The sequence below is a fragment of the Staphylococcus sp. SUC_1.2 genome (assembly GCF_026222585.1).
The window spans coordinates 58,963-73,462 of record NZ_JANJPM010000005.1; the positions used below are offsets into that span (position 1 = coordinate 58,963).

At 32.6% G+C, this 14,500-nt stretch carries 11 protein-coding genes; 4 read left to right on the forward strand and 7 right to left on the reverse strand.

Annotation, left to right across the window (positions count from 1 at the left end; genetic code table 11):
• Positions 1-4 precede the first annotated feature (4 nt).
• Both nagE and NR218_RS03000 read right to left on the reverse strand, forming a co-directional pair.
• Positions 5-1,468 carry an N-acetylglucosamine-specific PTS transporter subunit IIBC gene (gene nagE / locus NR218_RS02995; protein ID WP_011275498.1) on the reverse strand — a complete coding sequence of 488 codons (1,464 nt, stop codon included), beginning with the start codon at positions 1,466-1,468 and terminating at the stop codon, positions 5-7.
• Between the two features lie 335 nt (positions 1,469-1,803).
• The gene (locus NR218_RS03000; protein ID WP_011275497.1) at positions 1,804-2,427 is read right to left on the reverse strand and encodes a lysophospholipid acyltransferase family protein; all 624 of its coding nucleotides are present in this window, start codon (positions 2,425-2,427) and stop codon (positions 1,804-1,806) included.
• Positions 2,428-2,594: 167 nt separating this feature from the next.
• Here NR218_RS03000 and NR218_RS03005 point away from each other — a divergent pair, with 167 nt between their 5' ends.
• Positions 2,595-3,872 carry a S1C family serine protease gene (locus tag NR218_RS03005; RefSeq protein ID WP_046464761.1) on the forward strand — a complete coding sequence of 426 codons (1,278 nt, stop codon included), beginning with the start codon at positions 2,595-2,597 and terminating at the stop codon, positions 3,870-3,872.
• Positions 3,873-3,951: 79 nt separating this feature from the next.
• On the opposite strand, the gene NR218_RS03010 is transcribed toward NR218_RS03005, so the two are convergent.
• The 3 genes from NR218_RS03010 to tyrS form a co-directional block, all read right to left on the reverse strand.
• Complete coding sequence (locus NR218_RS03010) at positions 3,952-5,361, reverse strand: DHA2 family efflux MFS transporter permease subunit (protein ID WP_046464760.1); 1,410 nt, start codon at positions 5,359-5,361, stop codon at positions 3,952-3,954.
• 119 nt (positions 5,362-5,480) lie between these two features.
• A complete protein-coding gene (locus NR218_RS03015; RefSeq protein ID WP_016930823.1) occupies positions 5,481-5,951 on the reverse strand; it encodes a MarR family transcriptional regulator in 471 nt (156 codons plus the stop codon).
• Between the two features lie 124 nt (positions 5,952-6,075).
• Entirely contained in the window at positions 6,076-7,338 is a 1,263-nt protein-coding gene (gene tyrS / locus NR218_RS03020; RefSeq protein ID WP_011275493.1) for a tyrosine--tRNA ligase, read from the reverse strand.
• Between the two features lie 382 nt (positions 7,339-7,720).
• Here tyrS and NR218_RS03025 point away from each other — a divergent pair, with 382 nt between their 5' ends.
• A complete protein-coding gene (locus NR218_RS03025; protein ID WP_011275492.1) occupies positions 7,721-8,635 on the forward strand; it encodes a biosynthetic peptidoglycan transglycosylase in 915 nt (304 codons plus the stop codon).
• 142 nt (positions 8,636-8,777) lie between these two features.
• Here NR218_RS03025 and NR218_RS03030 read toward each other — a convergent pair whose 3' ends face one another.
• Together NR218_RS03030 and acsA are read right to left on the reverse strand one after the other, a co-directional pair.
• Positions 8,778-10,445: a formate--tetrahydrofolate ligase gene (locus NR218_RS03030; RefSeq protein ID WP_265848383.1), complete on the reverse strand. Its 1,668-nt coding sequence runs from the start codon at positions 10,443-10,445 to the stop codon at positions 8,778-8,780.
• 333 nt (positions 10,446-10,778) lie between these two features.
• Positions 10,779-12,488 carry an acetate--CoA ligase gene (acsA, locus tag NR218_RS03035; protein WP_037569825.1) on the reverse strand — a complete coding sequence of 570 codons (1,710 nt, stop codon included), beginning with the start codon at positions 12,486-12,488 and terminating at the stop codon, positions 10,779-10,781.
• A gap of 164 nt (positions 12,489-12,652) precedes the next feature.
• On the opposite strand from acsA, the gene NR218_RS03040 reads away from it, so the two are divergent.
• Together NR218_RS03040 and NR218_RS03045 are read left to right on the forward strand one after the other, a co-directional pair.
• On the forward strand, positions 12,653-13,285 hold the full coding sequence (locus NR218_RS03040) for a GNAT family N-acetyltransferase (protein WP_011275489.1): 633 nt from the start codon (positions 12,653-12,655) through the stop codon (positions 13,283-13,285).
• A gap of 34 nt (positions 13,286-13,319) precedes the next feature.
• A complete protein-coding gene (locus NR218_RS03045) occupies positions 13,320-14,477 on the forward strand; it encodes an acetoin utilization protein AcuC (RefSeq protein ID WP_237450728.1) in 1,158 nt (385 codons plus the stop codon).
• Positions 14,478-14,500: the final 23 nt, after the last annotated feature.

The window sequence follows — 14,500 nt, forward strand, 5'->3', positions numbered from 1 at the left end:
AATTTTACATTTGCTTTTCAATTTCATCTGCGACTTGCTGTACATGAGTGCCAATTATAACTTGTGCTGAGTGTTGACCATTTTTGGTTACGCCTACCGCTCCTGCATTTCTAATTTTTTGTTCGTCAATAATAGAATTATCCTTTAATTCCATTCTTAATCTAGTAGCACAATTGGTTAATGTAGTAATATTTTCACTACCACCTAATCCTTCTAAGATTTGACTTGCTGTGTGATGATATTTGCTTTTACTTGTAGTTTCTGCCCCATCTTTCCCAGTCGTATTAACAGTTGGATCAGCTAATAAATTGTCACCACGACCAATTGTGTTGAGGTTAAAGATTTTAATGACAAATCTAAAGATAAAGTAATATAAAGCGAAGAATACAATGCCTTGAACTAAAATCATTAACGGATGATTAGCCACTGGATTGATTAGTGATAATGCGTAATCAATTAAACCTGCACTAAATGAGAATCCTGCTGTCCAATGGAATAGTGCAGCTATAAATAATGACAAACCGGTTAATAATGCATGGATTACAAATAATACCGGTGCAACAAACATAAATGCAAATTCAATCGGTTCAGTTACACCAACAATAAATGCAGAAATGGAACTTGCTATAAACCAACCATATACTTGTTTTTTCTGAGCAGATTCAGCGGTGTGATACATCGCCAACGCTGCAGCTGGCATACCAAACATCATAATTGGGAAGAACCCTGCTTGATATCGACCAGTAATACCTTTGATTGCATCTTGTCCAGTTTGGAATTTACCGATATCGTTAATTCCTGCTGTATCAAACCAGAACACAGCATTTAATGCATGGTGAAGCCCAGTAGGAATTAATAGTCGGTTAAAGAAGCCGTATAGGAATGCACCGAATGGTCCAAAACCAATTAGCCATTTACCAAAAGCTACAATTGCTGAATATATAAATGGCCAAGCAAATAATAAAATCGCAATTAAGAACGTACAATAGAAAACAGTCATGATTGGAACTAATCGCTTACCACTAAAGAATGATAACGCTGTTGGTAATTCAACATCACTGAATTTGTTATAACAATAAGCCGCGATTAATCCAATAATAATCCCTATAAACACATTTGAATTATCCATCTTACTAAATCCATCGTTCACAGCGCTTTCTTTTATATTAAATAATGGTGCTATAAACTCTGGAGATAAAACTTTTACAACCAGTGCATATCCTAATGCACCTGCTAAAGCCACTGCACCATCGTTTTTCTTAGCCATGCCTATTGCTACACCAATTGCAAAGATAAGCCCTAGTTGGCCTAGTATTGCTGTCCCCACAGTAGTGAAGAACAACGACACTGTTGGTAATAAACTTAATGCTTTAAGCAAATTACCTATACCTACGATAATTGCGCCAGCGGGCAAAACAGCTACTGGTAGCATTAAAGATCTACCTAAATTTTGAAAAAACTTAAACATTCTACTCACTCCCAAAACACGTATTATTCAAATAATTTATATATAACTAAGTTATGTATATAGTTCCTTTATTAATTTATCATAAATGTAAGCGCTTTTGATGTGTCAATTTTAAATCATTTTAAAAATATAATGAGCATATAGGTATCTAACACGTTAAAGCTCTTAAACATATAAATGTAAAATTTTAAATTTAAATAAGTTTATAAAAATAACAATTCACATATTAAACTCACCGAAATTAATTAAGTGTATATTTAAAAACAAAAACACCCTATTAAAATAACTATTAGAGTCATTAAATAGAGTGTTTATTGTTAATTAGTTACTATAATTTATTTTTCTAAACTATCTTGAATTAAGTGTAGTTCTTTTTGTAATTGTGCTGTACGTCTTTCAATTTCATGTGTTAAATAATCTATTTTTTCATTTCTTTTTAAATCTTTAGGAATATCTGATTGATAAATTGGCTCACCAAATTTAATAAGTGCCTGACCAGTAATTAAGCCATGTAATTTTTTAGGTCCTACATAGGCTGCTGGTAAAATTGGCGCTTTGCCTAACATTGCAATAGTTGAAGCGCCTCTTTTTAATGGAGCCCCTTCAGCTGATGTACGATGTCCCGTTGGGAAGATACCAACAGTTTTATTTTCTTTTAACAAATTAACTGGTCTTTTCAATGTACTTGGTCCTGGATTTTCACGGTCAACAGGAAAAGCATTCAATGAAGTTAAAAATTGTCCAAACCACTTGTTATTAAATAATTCCTTTTTAGCCATGTAATGAATTTCATTAGGAACTAATGCCATACCTAACATAATCACTTCATTATAACTTTCATGAGTACATGTTACTACGTATTTGTTATCTTTAGGTATATTCTCCTTTCCAATAACATACAATGATTTAGCCATTTTGACTAATATCAAATCTAATAGTCTACTTATAAATTGATACATCATGTCACCTGCTTATTGATTTCTATACTTTATTGATTTTATCATTATCCTTATTTATGAACAACTAATCAAAAGATACATCTAAAGTCTGATGGTGGATTACTGGCAAAATTTAATTAAACCTTTCATAATTAAATAAAGGGTTAATATTATAATGGAGGTTAAATATGTCTGAATTTAATCAAGAGAATCAATCAATTTATAACAACTATCAGCAACCTCAACCTGGAAAACCTAAATTCCCATGGTTTAAAACAATTATCGTTGCATTGATTGCTGGTGTGATAGGTGCTTTACTTGTCTTAGGTGCTAGTAAAATAATGGGTTTAGTTGGAATAGATAATGGTGGTGCCCAAGTTCAAGAAGCCAATAATAGTAAAGGTGGAAATGTATTAGACGGAAAAAGTGATAAATATAAATCTGTTAATGCAATGATTAAAGATGTATCACCTGCGATAGTAGGTGTCATTAATATGCAAAAAGCTAATGGTTTAGAAGATTTTTTACAAGGTAAATCATCATCCGAATCTGAAGAAGCAGGTATTGGTTCTGGTGTCATCTATCAAATCAATAATAATTCTGCTTATATTGTGACAAACACCCATGTGATAAGTGGTGCTTCTGAAATTAAAGTCCAATTACATAGTGGTAAACAAGTTAAAGCGAAGTTAATTGGGAAGGATACTGTATCAGATATAGCTGTCTTGAAAATAGATAATACTAAGGGTATCAAATCAATTAAATTTGCTAATTCTTCTAAAGTGCAAACAGGAGATAGTGTATTCGCTATGGGTAATCCTCTAGGTTTGGAATTTGCTAATTCAGTTACTTCTGGAATTATTTCAGCGAATGAGCGTACAATTGAGTCAAATACTACTTCTGGTGGTACTAAAGTTAACGTCTTGCAAACTGATGCTGCAATAAACCCTGGTAACTCTGGTGGTGCATTAGTAGATATTAATGGTAACTTGGTTGGTATCAACTCTATGAAGATAGCCGCTGAGCAAGTAGAAGGTATTGGTTTTGCTATTCCAAGTAATGAAGTTAAAGTAACTATTGAACAACTTGTTAAAAACGGTAAAATTGAACGCCCTTCTATAGGAATTGGTTTACTAAATTTAAGTGATATTCCTGATTCTTATAAAAAAGAATTAAACACAGATCGTGATGATGGTATTTATGTTGCTAAAGTAAGTCGCTCAAGTGAATTAAAAACAGGAGATATCATTACTAAAATAGATGATAAAACTGTAAAAGAAGATACTGATTTAAGAACTTATCTGTATCAAAATAAGAAGCCTGGTGAGACTGCTAAACTAACTGTTATACGTGATGGAAAAATGCTAACAGTTAATGTTAATCTAAAAAGCCAGTCCGATATATCATCTAATCAATCATCTGACTCTGAATCAGACAATAGTCGAAACAGTCAATTTATACAATAGTTTTTCTAACAAAAGAACAGAACATACTCATAAGGCTAGTAAATGATTATTCAAAATCAATTACTGGCCTTCTTAATGCTTAAATTGTCGCCTTTGACTTCTGGGTAAGAAATAGTCCTGGAACGATGATTAAAAATAATGTAATGACTGATACTAAGAATCCAGCATGATAAGCGATTATATTGTGCGTCAAGGATTTACCTAATTGATTTATTACAACTCTAATAATTGTTGCTATGAAAGCTGTTCCAAAACTCGAACCAATATTTTCAATCATATTAATTCCCACACCCGCTTCAGCTAATACACTCTCTTTAATGCCCATATATGCATAAGTAGTTAAACCTAAATTAATGCCCCCAATACTACATCCTCTTAAAAATAAGATGATGGATAGAGCAATGATACTAGTATGATCTGTAATAAATAATAAAGGTATTGATCCAAACATCGAGATTATAACACTTATTAAAACCACCCATTTCGCTCCATACTGATCGATTAATTTCCCCAAGTATGGTCTTGTAATAAGCATTCCTATTCCCTGTGGTATCAGAGCTAAAGCAGCTTCAATAGGAGTGTAATGCTTAAATGTCTGAAAATATAACGGAATTATGACCATAGGTCCCATTATACCTATGTTTGAGAGAAATAAGCCTATAAACGATGCTGTATAATTTCCTTTACAAAAAAGTGACAACGGCAAAATAGTATTATCATGTTTAACTTTATTATGAATATAATATATAAGTATCATAATACAACCAATAATCAAAAGAAGAATAGTAGTTCTATTATAAAAACTATGGTAATCACTTGCTTTTGTTAAGCCGTATATGGTTGATATGCTAATAAGACCTAACAGTATCATTCCTAAAATGTCAATGGACTTACTTTTATTAAAAGGGACAAAGTTCGGTAAATATTTAATTTGCAATAATATAGCGATGATTACGACTAAGACATTAATAAAGAACATCCAGCGCCAAGACACAATATGAATTATAAATCCACCAATAACTGGTCCTAAGATGGGCCCGAATATCATAGGTGTACTTACGACAGCCATGACTTTCCCAATATTGTCTTGACCCGTTGTCTTAATCAATAGCGTGAACATTAACGTTGTAATTATGCCCGCAGACATTCCCTGAATTATTCTGAACACAATAAAACTCTCTGCATTCCAACTAATACCAGCTAATACAGATGTAATTCCGAATAGAATTGAGGCTCCGATAAATACATACTTACCATTAAATTGATTAACCAGCCATCCTGCTATTGGAATAACTAGCGCTAAAGCAAGGACATATCCTGTTATCCCCCACTGAGTGATTTCAATTGTTGTATTAAATGTGTTGTTAAGCTGTTTGATTGCAATGTTAATCATTGTTAAATCTAACATAGGTGCTATAGCTCCCAATGCTATTGCCCAAGCAGCTATCATAATTTCTCTAGATACTTGACTATCATTTAATTTTGACATATGTGCCTCCTATATATTGTTTCCACGTCAACAAAATAAACTCTCTTTTTGTTTCCTTGTCAACAATATATAACAAATAAACTCGCTTAACTTGTAAGCGAGTTTTTAAGTTTAATCTCTTATAATGATCGATGCTCTTGTTCGATTAGTTGATCCAAATGTTGATTATACCTATTAATGAAGGTCATCATATTGTTAAATTCATCTTCTGTCATGCTGTCAAAAACACTTTGATCTCTTTTTTGAAACGTTTCATGTAATTCAGAGTGAATTTGATAAACGCTTTCACCCTGTGTAGTTAACTTAAAATATATTTCTTTTTTATTGTCTTTACTTTTAAAACTTTCAATTAAACCTTTTTGCTGCAAACGTTTTGTTAATTTACTAATTGCACCTCTTGTCATAAATAGCTTATTCGCCAAATATTGTACATTGGGATTCTGATATTCTTTAATCGCTTCAACGCAATGAACTTCAGATGATTTGAACCCCTTAAGTGCCTGTTCCATTTTATCCTTATTTAGCCAACCTATTTTATTAAACAAATCTCTAAAGCTACTCATTAAAATTTCTTCTTTATTATTAGTCATTTCATCACTTCTTTTTAATCTTTATAACATATTTATTATACCCGTACTCTATTTATTTTTCATAAAAAGGGCAATGCGCAAAGTCTATAAGATTTCGCTACATTGCCAATAAAATTACACCTTATTATTTATAGTTAACCATGAAATATTTTTTCTTACCACGACGAATGATTGTAAATTCATCATCTATTTTATCCTCATTGCTTAATTCATAGTCTACTGATTGTTGTCTTTCCCCATTAATATATATAGCACCGTTATTAACATCCTCACGTGCTTGGCGTTTAGACGTCGCAATGCCTGTTTCAATTAAGACATCAATAATATTTGAAGTTTCAGTTGATAATTCAACTTGAGGAACATCTTTGAAGCCTTCTTTTAATTCTTTGCCTGATAATGACTTTAAATCGCCGCTAAACAAAGCTTTAGAAATACGAATGGCATCATCTAATGCCTCTTTACCATGAATAAATTCTGTAACATTCTCCGCTAAGGCTTTTTGCGCTTCTCTTAAATGAGGTTCTTGATTTTTAGATTCTTCGAGACGATTAATTTCATCTTTATCTAAAAATGTGAAGTATTTCAAGAATTTAATGACATCATCATCTGATTGATTAATCCAAAATTGGTAAAATTCATAAGGGCTTGTTTTGTCAGCGTCTAACCATACAGCACCTGATTCTGATTTACCAAATTTCTTACCATCCGATTTCGTAACTAAAGGAATTGTTAAACCATATGCTTCAGTTTGTCCATACATACGTCGCATTAATTCAATACCACTAGTGATATTACCCCATTGATCTGAACCACCAACTTGTAATTTACAATTTAATTCACGGTTTAAATGACCAAAGTCGATAGCTTGAAGTATAGTATAAGTGAATTCAGTGTAAGATATACCATTCTCAAGGCGAGATTGAATAGAATCTTTACCTAACATGTAGTTCACACCAACATGTTTACCATAGTCTCTTAGGAAACTAATTAATGAGATTTGACTCAACCAATCTTTGTTATTAACTAAAATGGCACCTTTATCAGTACCAAATTCAAATAATTTATGCATTTGAGCACTAATACCCTCAACGTTAGCCTCTACTTGGTCTTCTGTTTGTAGTATACGTTCTTCAGATTTACCGGATGGATCACCAATCATACCAGTTCCCCCACCAATTAGAACGATAGGTCGATGACCATGTTCTTGGAAACGTCTTAGAGTCATAAAGGGAAGTAAATGACCAATATGCAGACTATCAGCAGTAGGGTCAGCACCACAATATAAAGAAATTTGTTCCTTATTTAATAATTCTTCAATGCTACTTTCATCTGTTTGTTGATAAATTAAACCTCTCCATTGTAACTCTTCAATTAAAGCGTTTGACATCTATATTCCTCCTAAACAAAGACTTATTTTTAATATTTAGTGATCTATACTCTATTTATGAAAAATAAAAAGCACCCATACATCGTTAAATGTAAGGGCGCTTGAGCACGTTACCACCATACTTAAATAGCATATTGCTATTCACTCTATCAATGATACGTTCATTAATAAACGTTGGACAATTCATAATGAGGTGTATTCATATAAGTGCAACTATTAGTTCACAGCTACCACTAACTCTCTGGAAATCACAAATATATTACTTGTCCTCTTATCCAAAATATATTGAATTGTAATTAATTATAAGTATTAAAAATATAAAAGTCAAATCAGTGATTATGGTATACTATATTTAAATTTCAGGAAGCTTAAGGTGAAAGAGATGTTAACCAACATTAATAGAGATACTAAGTTTAATTCATTTGAAAAGTTCTACAAAAAAACGAAACATGCAATTGTAGGATTATTTAGTGTTGGGTTATTTATATGTTTAATAGGATTTATAGGTACAGTTATTTATTTTAATCATTTAACGCATGAATCGTCTAAAATAAGTGACCGTGAATTAAAACAGAAAGTCTTGCATTTTGCAGGTGACGATTTAATAAATCATGAAAATTCTGATGTCTTAAGTGAATATGATAAATCTGAGAACTCTCTAATAGTAGGTCCTAAACACGTCAATCCAAATGTTATTAAAGCCCTTACCTCTTCCGAGGATACCATGTTTTATAAACATAAAGGTATCCTTCCAAAAGCACTCGTACGAGCAATGATACAAGATGTATTTAATCTTGATCAAAGCACTGGTGGTAGTACAATTACTCAGCAATTAGTTAAAAACCAAGTGCTATCAAGTAAAAAAACATATAGTCGAAAAGCAAATGAGCTTATTTTAGCAATGCGTCTTGAAAATTTATTGTCAAAAAATGAAATCATCTATACATATTTAAATATTGTACCTTTCGGTAGAGATTATGAAGGTAACAATATTACAGGTATTGCGTCTGCGTCCTATAGTTTATTCGGTATTCCACCGAAAGATTTAAATATTGCACAGTCTGCTTACCTTATTGGTTTATTACAAAGCCCGTATATGTATACACCGTATGAAGAGAATGGTGAATTAAAAACTTATAAAGAAGTCAAAATCAGTGTTGATCGTCAACATTATGTATTAAAACGAATGCTTGTTGAAGGTGTAATCGATAAAGAGGAATACCGCCACGCTAAACGTTATCATATCTATGACCATTTACTTACAAAACCGCAATTAAATAATAATCAATCTGCATAACTGATGAAATATCTTATTTAACTAAATTCATATTTTGTTTCAAAAGCAAATTCATAAAAAAACTGCCGCCAAAGTTTTGCGCTTTGTCGACAGTTTTCAACGTAACATAATAATACATTATAATAGTCGGTACTTCAATCTACTAGAATAAGCCTACTGCATGGCCGTCTTCTGTAACGTCCATATTTAATGCAGCTGGTTTTTTAGGTAATCCAGGCATAGTCATGATTGCACCTGTTAATGCAACAATAAATCCTGCACCTGTTTTAGCCTCTAATTCTCTAATAGTAATATCAAAATCAGTTGGAGCACCTAAAGCAGTTGCATCATCACTGAATGAATATTGAGTTTTAGCCATACAGATTGGATATTGACCCCAACCATTGTCAGTAAATTCTTTTAGTTGTTTTTTAGCTTTTTTACTAAATGTAACTGAAGAACCACCATAGATATCTTTAACGATTGTTTCAATTTTTTCTTCTAATGATTGATCTAAATCATATAAGAATTTGAAATCATTTGGTTGTTCAATAACTTCAAGTACTTGGTTAGCTAATTCAACGCCACCTTTACCGCCTTTTTCCCATACTTCAGTCAAAGCGATTCTAACGTTATTTTCTTTAGCCCAAGCTTTTACAGCTTCAGTTTCAGCATCTGTATCATGAATAAATGCATTTAATGCGATAACTGGTTCAACACCAAATTTACGGATGTTGTTAACATGACGTTCTAAGTTAACAATACCAGCTTTAACTGCTTCAACATTTTCTTCTTTTAAGTCATCTTTAGCTACGCCACCATGCATTTTAAGGGCACGGACTGTTGCAACTAAAACTACTGCTGAAGGTTCAAAACCAGCTTCTCTAGCTTTAATGTCGATGAATTTTTCAGCACCAAGGTCTGAACCGAATCCTGCTTCTGTTACAACGATGTCTGCAAGATCACGTGCTGTTTCAGTAGCTAAAATTGAGTTACAACCATGTGCAATGTTAGCGAATGGTCCACCATGAACTAATGCAGGTGTACCTTCAATAGTTTGAACTAAGTTAGGTTTAATAGCATCTTTAAGAATCATTGCTAATGCGCCTTCAACTTTTAAGTCTGCAACTGTAACTGGTTTACGATCACGAGTGTAACCAATAGTAATATGGCTAATTTTTTCTTTTAAGTCATTAATATTACGAGCTAAACATAAGATTGCCATTACTTCTGAGGCAACTGTAATATTGAAACCATCTTCACGAGGTACACCGTTAGTAGGTCCACCTAAACCAACATTTACATGACGTAATGCACGGTCGTTCATGTCTAATACACGTTTCCATTCAACACGACGTACATCAATACCTAATTCATTACCTTGATGTATATGGTTATCGATAAATGCAGATAAAGCATTATTTGCAGTAGTAATTGCGTGGAAGTCACCATTGAAGTGTAAGTTAATATCTTCCATTGGTAATACTTGCGCATAACCTCCACCAGTTGCCCCACCTTTAATACCAAATGTAGGTCCTAATGCTGGTTCACGTAAAGCTACCATTACATTTTTCTTTAATTCGTTGAACGCATCAGATAATCCAACAGTAACTGTAGATTTACCTTCACCTGCTGGTGTTGGACTCATTGCAGTTACTAAAACGACTTTCCCTTTGTTGTCTTTTGGTTTGATTTGATTGATATCAATCTTAGCTTTATAGTGACCATATTGTTCTAATGCGTCTGCTGGGATTCCAGCTTTTTCAGCGATTTCTCCAATAGGTTTTAGTTCTGATTGATTAGCAATATCTAAATCTGATAAATGTGCCAACTTATTTCAACCCCTTGTTAATTATAATTTGATTTATGTAAGAATACCTCAAATCAGTTGCTTAAGGTTTCTTTTAATCTTACATATTAATAATAACTAACAATGTAAGCGATGTCGAATTTTTGAGAGCGTTTCCAATGATTTGTGTAAAATTTAACTTAATTTTATGATAAATCTGCTAATTTAAATAAATTTATTTTATAAATATAAACATTTAAAGTAAAAATACATCATAGTATGAACTCAAAAACCTTTATTTCGACTTAGGTCAACTTTAATCATTAAAAAAGCTAGGACCAATAATTGTCCTAGCTTACTTATATTCATTAAAGTTTAATCTTCCATCGTACTTAAATCGCCTGCATCTAAATTAAGCTCCCAAGCTTTTAACACACGTCTCATAATTTTACCAGAACGTGTTTTAGGTAATTTATCTTTAAATTCTATTTCTCTTGGTGCTGCATGACCTGATAGCCCCTCTTTAACAAATTTACGAATATCTGCTTTTAGCTCATCAGAAGGTTCATAGCCTTGGCGTAATGAAATAAAGGCTTTGATAATTTCGCCTCTGACAGGATCTGGTTTACCGATAACACCCGCTTCAGCTACTGCTTCATGCTCAACTAATTTCGATTCTACTTCAAATGGACCTACACGCTCACCAGCAGTCATAATAACGTCATCAACACGGCCTTGGAACCAGAAATAACCATCTTCATCTTGATATGCTGAATCACCTGAAACGTACCAATCTCCAATAAAGTAAGAATTATATTTTTCAGGGTTTTTCCAAATTGAATACATCATAGATGGCCAACCCTTTTTAATAGCTAAATTACCCATTCTGTTCGGTGGTAATACATTACCTGAGTCATCTATAATAGCAGCTTCTATTCCCGGTAATGGTTTACCCATAGAACCTAATTTAACGTCAACTGCAGGATAATTCACAATCATATGGCCCCCTGTTTCTGTCATCCACCATGTATCTAATACACGTTTATCATATACATCTTTAGACCATTTAATAACTTCAGGGTTAAGTGGCTCACCAACAGATAAAATTGAACGTAATGATGATAGATCATATTTTTCTACTACATCATCACCAGCGCTCATTAACATTCTTAATGCTGTAGGCGCAGTATACCAAATTGTTACTTTAAATGTTTCAATCATGCTATACCATTGTTCAGGGGAGAATCGACCACCCGCTATACAATTTGTAACACCATTTAACCACGGTGCAAACACACCATAAGATGTACCTGTAACCCAACCAGGATCAGCTGTACACCAGTAAATGTCGTCTTCTTTTAAATCTAATACATATTTACCTGAAATATAATGAAGTAACATTGCTTTTTGAACGTGTAATACCCCTTTAGGTTGACCAGTAGAACCTGATGTGTAATGTAAGATTAAACCATCATCTTCTTTTAACCACTCAATATCAAATTCTTCACTTGCTTGATTCAATTCTTTATTGAAATCAACATATTGTTCATCAACTTCATCATCAACAACTACTATTGTTTCTAAGTGAGGTAATTTATCCTTAGGAATTCTGCCTAGTAAACTATTTGTAGTAACAATGACTTTTGCTTCACTATTTTCTAATCTATCAGTTACCGCTTTTTCCATAAAAGCTTCAAATAATGGACCAACGATAGCACCAATTTTTAGAATACCCAGAAAGGCAAAATATAGTTCAGGCGTTCTTGGCATAAAGATAAATACACGATCCCCTTTTTGAACATTCGCTTTATCTACTAAAACGTTGGCAGCCTTATTTGATAGCACTTTCAACTCATTAAAACTATATTGTTCTTTACGTTTTTCATCTCTATAATTAAGTGCAATTTTATCGCCTTTACCATTATCAACATGACGATCAATACACTCATAAGCCATATTTATTTTTCCTGTTTCATTCCATGAGAAAGCTTTTTTCACTTCATCCCAATCAAAGTCCTGATATGTCTTTTCATAGTCTTGTAAATTATAATTACCTTGCTCGCTTTCAAATACTTCTACTTTCATTGTAAACTCCCCCTTGTTTAATGAAATCGCTTTCTTTAAAAAGTATTATACATTAATTTTTGTGTTATTCAAAATTTTTAGATAATTATTACAATTTAATTTGTTTATTTCTCTAAATAAATATAAAATAACTATAATAGTAGTTCATATTGGGAGTGAGATGAATGAAACACATTAAAACAAACGTAACCAAGCACCTTATAATTAACAATAAGCATTTCACTATTGAAGGCCCTGTTTCATGCAATTATTTGAAAACGCTTTCTTTCGATGAGTCCTTAAATGCCTTTAGACCGGCAAAAGATCAATTTGACGCTTTGAAAGAAATTACGCAATTACCTGAAGGTCGTATTTATATTGCTCGAGAAAACAAACACGTCATAGGGTATGTAACATATCACTATCCCGATGAATTTGAAAGATGGGCTGAAGGACAGCTACCCTATTTAATTGAGTTAGGTGCAATAGAAGTACATCGTGATTTTAGACAGTTTCATCTTGGTGGTGAACTTATTTCATTAAGTCTTTCTCAAGATGAGTTTGAAGACTATATTGTTTTGACAACTGAGTATTATTGGCATTGGGATTTGAAATCAGCTAAATTAGATGTTTTTGAATATAAAAAAATGATGCAAAAATTAATGTCTAAAGGTGGATTAGAAGTATTTGCTACTGATGATCCAGAAATTACGAGTCATCCAGCTAATTGTTTAATGGCGAGAATTGGTAACAGAATTACATTAGATCAGCAACAGTCTTTTGATGATTTACGTTATAAGAATCGATTTTTATTTTAAGATTTCTGTTAAAAATTTAAGGGGTATGATATTTATGCAAAATAATTTAAGAACGGGTTATGTCTATTCAGATGAACTATTAAAATATCGTTTTAATGATAACCACCCTTTTAATCAAATGCGATTAAAATTAACTACAGAATTACTCCAAATGATGAAATTGTTGAAGGATGATCAAATTATTTATCCTAGAATAGCCACTGAAGAGGAATTGGCTTTAATTCATAAATATGATTATATACAAGCAATTAAACATGCGTCTCATGGAATTTTAAGTCCATCGGAGGCTAATAAATATGGATTAAATACAGATGATACATTCCAATTTCGACATATGCACAGACATAGCGCAAGGATTGTTGGCGGTGCACTTAATTTGGCAGATGAAATAATGAATGAAAATATATTAAATGGTTGTCACTTAGGTGGCGGATTACATCATAGTTTACCCGGACGTGCCAATGGATTTTGCATTTATAATGATGTTGCCATTACAGCAAAATATCTTGCTACTAAATATAACCAGCGTGTGATGGTCATTGATACTGATGGGCATCACGGTGATGGGACTCAATGGAGCCTTTATACTGATAATACGATCATGTGTTATTCCATCCATGAAACAGGTAAATTTTTATTTCCAGGTTCAGGACATTACACTGAACGTGGCGAAGATTTGGGTTATGGTTATACAGTAAATTTACCGTTAGAACCTTATACTGAACATGATAATTATTTAAAAGTCTTTGAAGAATCCGTGACAAGTGTTATTGAGGCTTATAAACCTGATATCCTACTTAGTGTACATGGTGTGGATATTCATTACTTAGATCCTTTAACACACATGAGTTGTTCATTAGAAACTTTATACGAAATTCCGTATATAATTAATAAATTAGCGCACAAATTTACAGATGGAAAAGTTTTAATGTTTGGTGGTGGAGGTTATAATATTTGGCAAGTAGTCCCAAGAGCGTGGAGTCATATATTTTTAGCATTAATTAATAAACCTATTCAAGAAGGTCCTTTACCAGAACAATGGATTAAAAAATGGCGTCCGTACTCACCAGTAAACCTACCTAAACATTGGACAGAAGATTATCGCGACTATCAAACAATACCCAGAACATATGAAATCTCACAGAAAAACAACGAACGAGCAAGTAGAATCGTTCATTGGTATACACACTAAGGGAGCGGTATGATGATTTAATT

Excerpts from the sequence above, each read along its gene's own strand:
- NR218_RS03040 (WP_011275489.1), top strand. The coding sequence starts at position 12,653 with ATGAAACACATTAAAACAAACGTAACCAAGCACCTTATAATTAACAAT.
- NR218_RS03025 (WP_011275492.1), top strand. The coding sequence starts at position 7,721 with ATGTTAACCAACATTAATAGAGATACTAAGTTTAATTCATTTGAAAAG.
- NR218_RS03005 (WP_046464761.1), top strand. The coding sequence starts at position 2,595 with ATGTCTGAATTTAATCAAGAGAATCAATCAATTTATAACAACTATCAG.
- NR218_RS03000 (WP_011275497.1), bottom strand. The coding sequence starts at position 2,427 with ATGTATCAATTTATAAGTAGACTATTAGATTTGATATTAGTCAAAATG.
- tyrS (WP_011275493.1), bottom strand. The coding sequence starts at position 7,338 with ATGTCAAACGCTTTAATTGAAGAGTTACAATGGAGAGGTTTAATTTAT.
- nagE (WP_011275498.1), bottom strand. The coding sequence starts at position 1,468 with ATGTTTAAGTTTTTTCAAAATTTAGGTAGATCTTTAATGCTACCAGTA.
- acsA (WP_037569825.1), bottom strand. The coding sequence starts at position 12,488 with ATGAAAGTAGAAGTATTTGAAAGCGAGCAAGGTAATTATAATTTACAA.
- NR218_RS03045 (WP_237450728.1), top strand. The coding sequence starts at position 13,320 with ATGCAAAATAATTTAAGAACGGGTTATGTCTATTCAGATGAACTATTA.
- NR218_RS03015 (WP_016930823.1), bottom strand. The coding sequence starts at position 5,951 with ATGACTAATAATAAAGAAGAAATTTTAATGAGTAGCTTTAGAGATTTG.
- NR218_RS03010 (WP_046464760.1), bottom strand. The coding sequence starts at position 5,361 with ATGTCAAAATTAAATGATAGTCAAGTATCTAGAGAAATTATGATAGCT.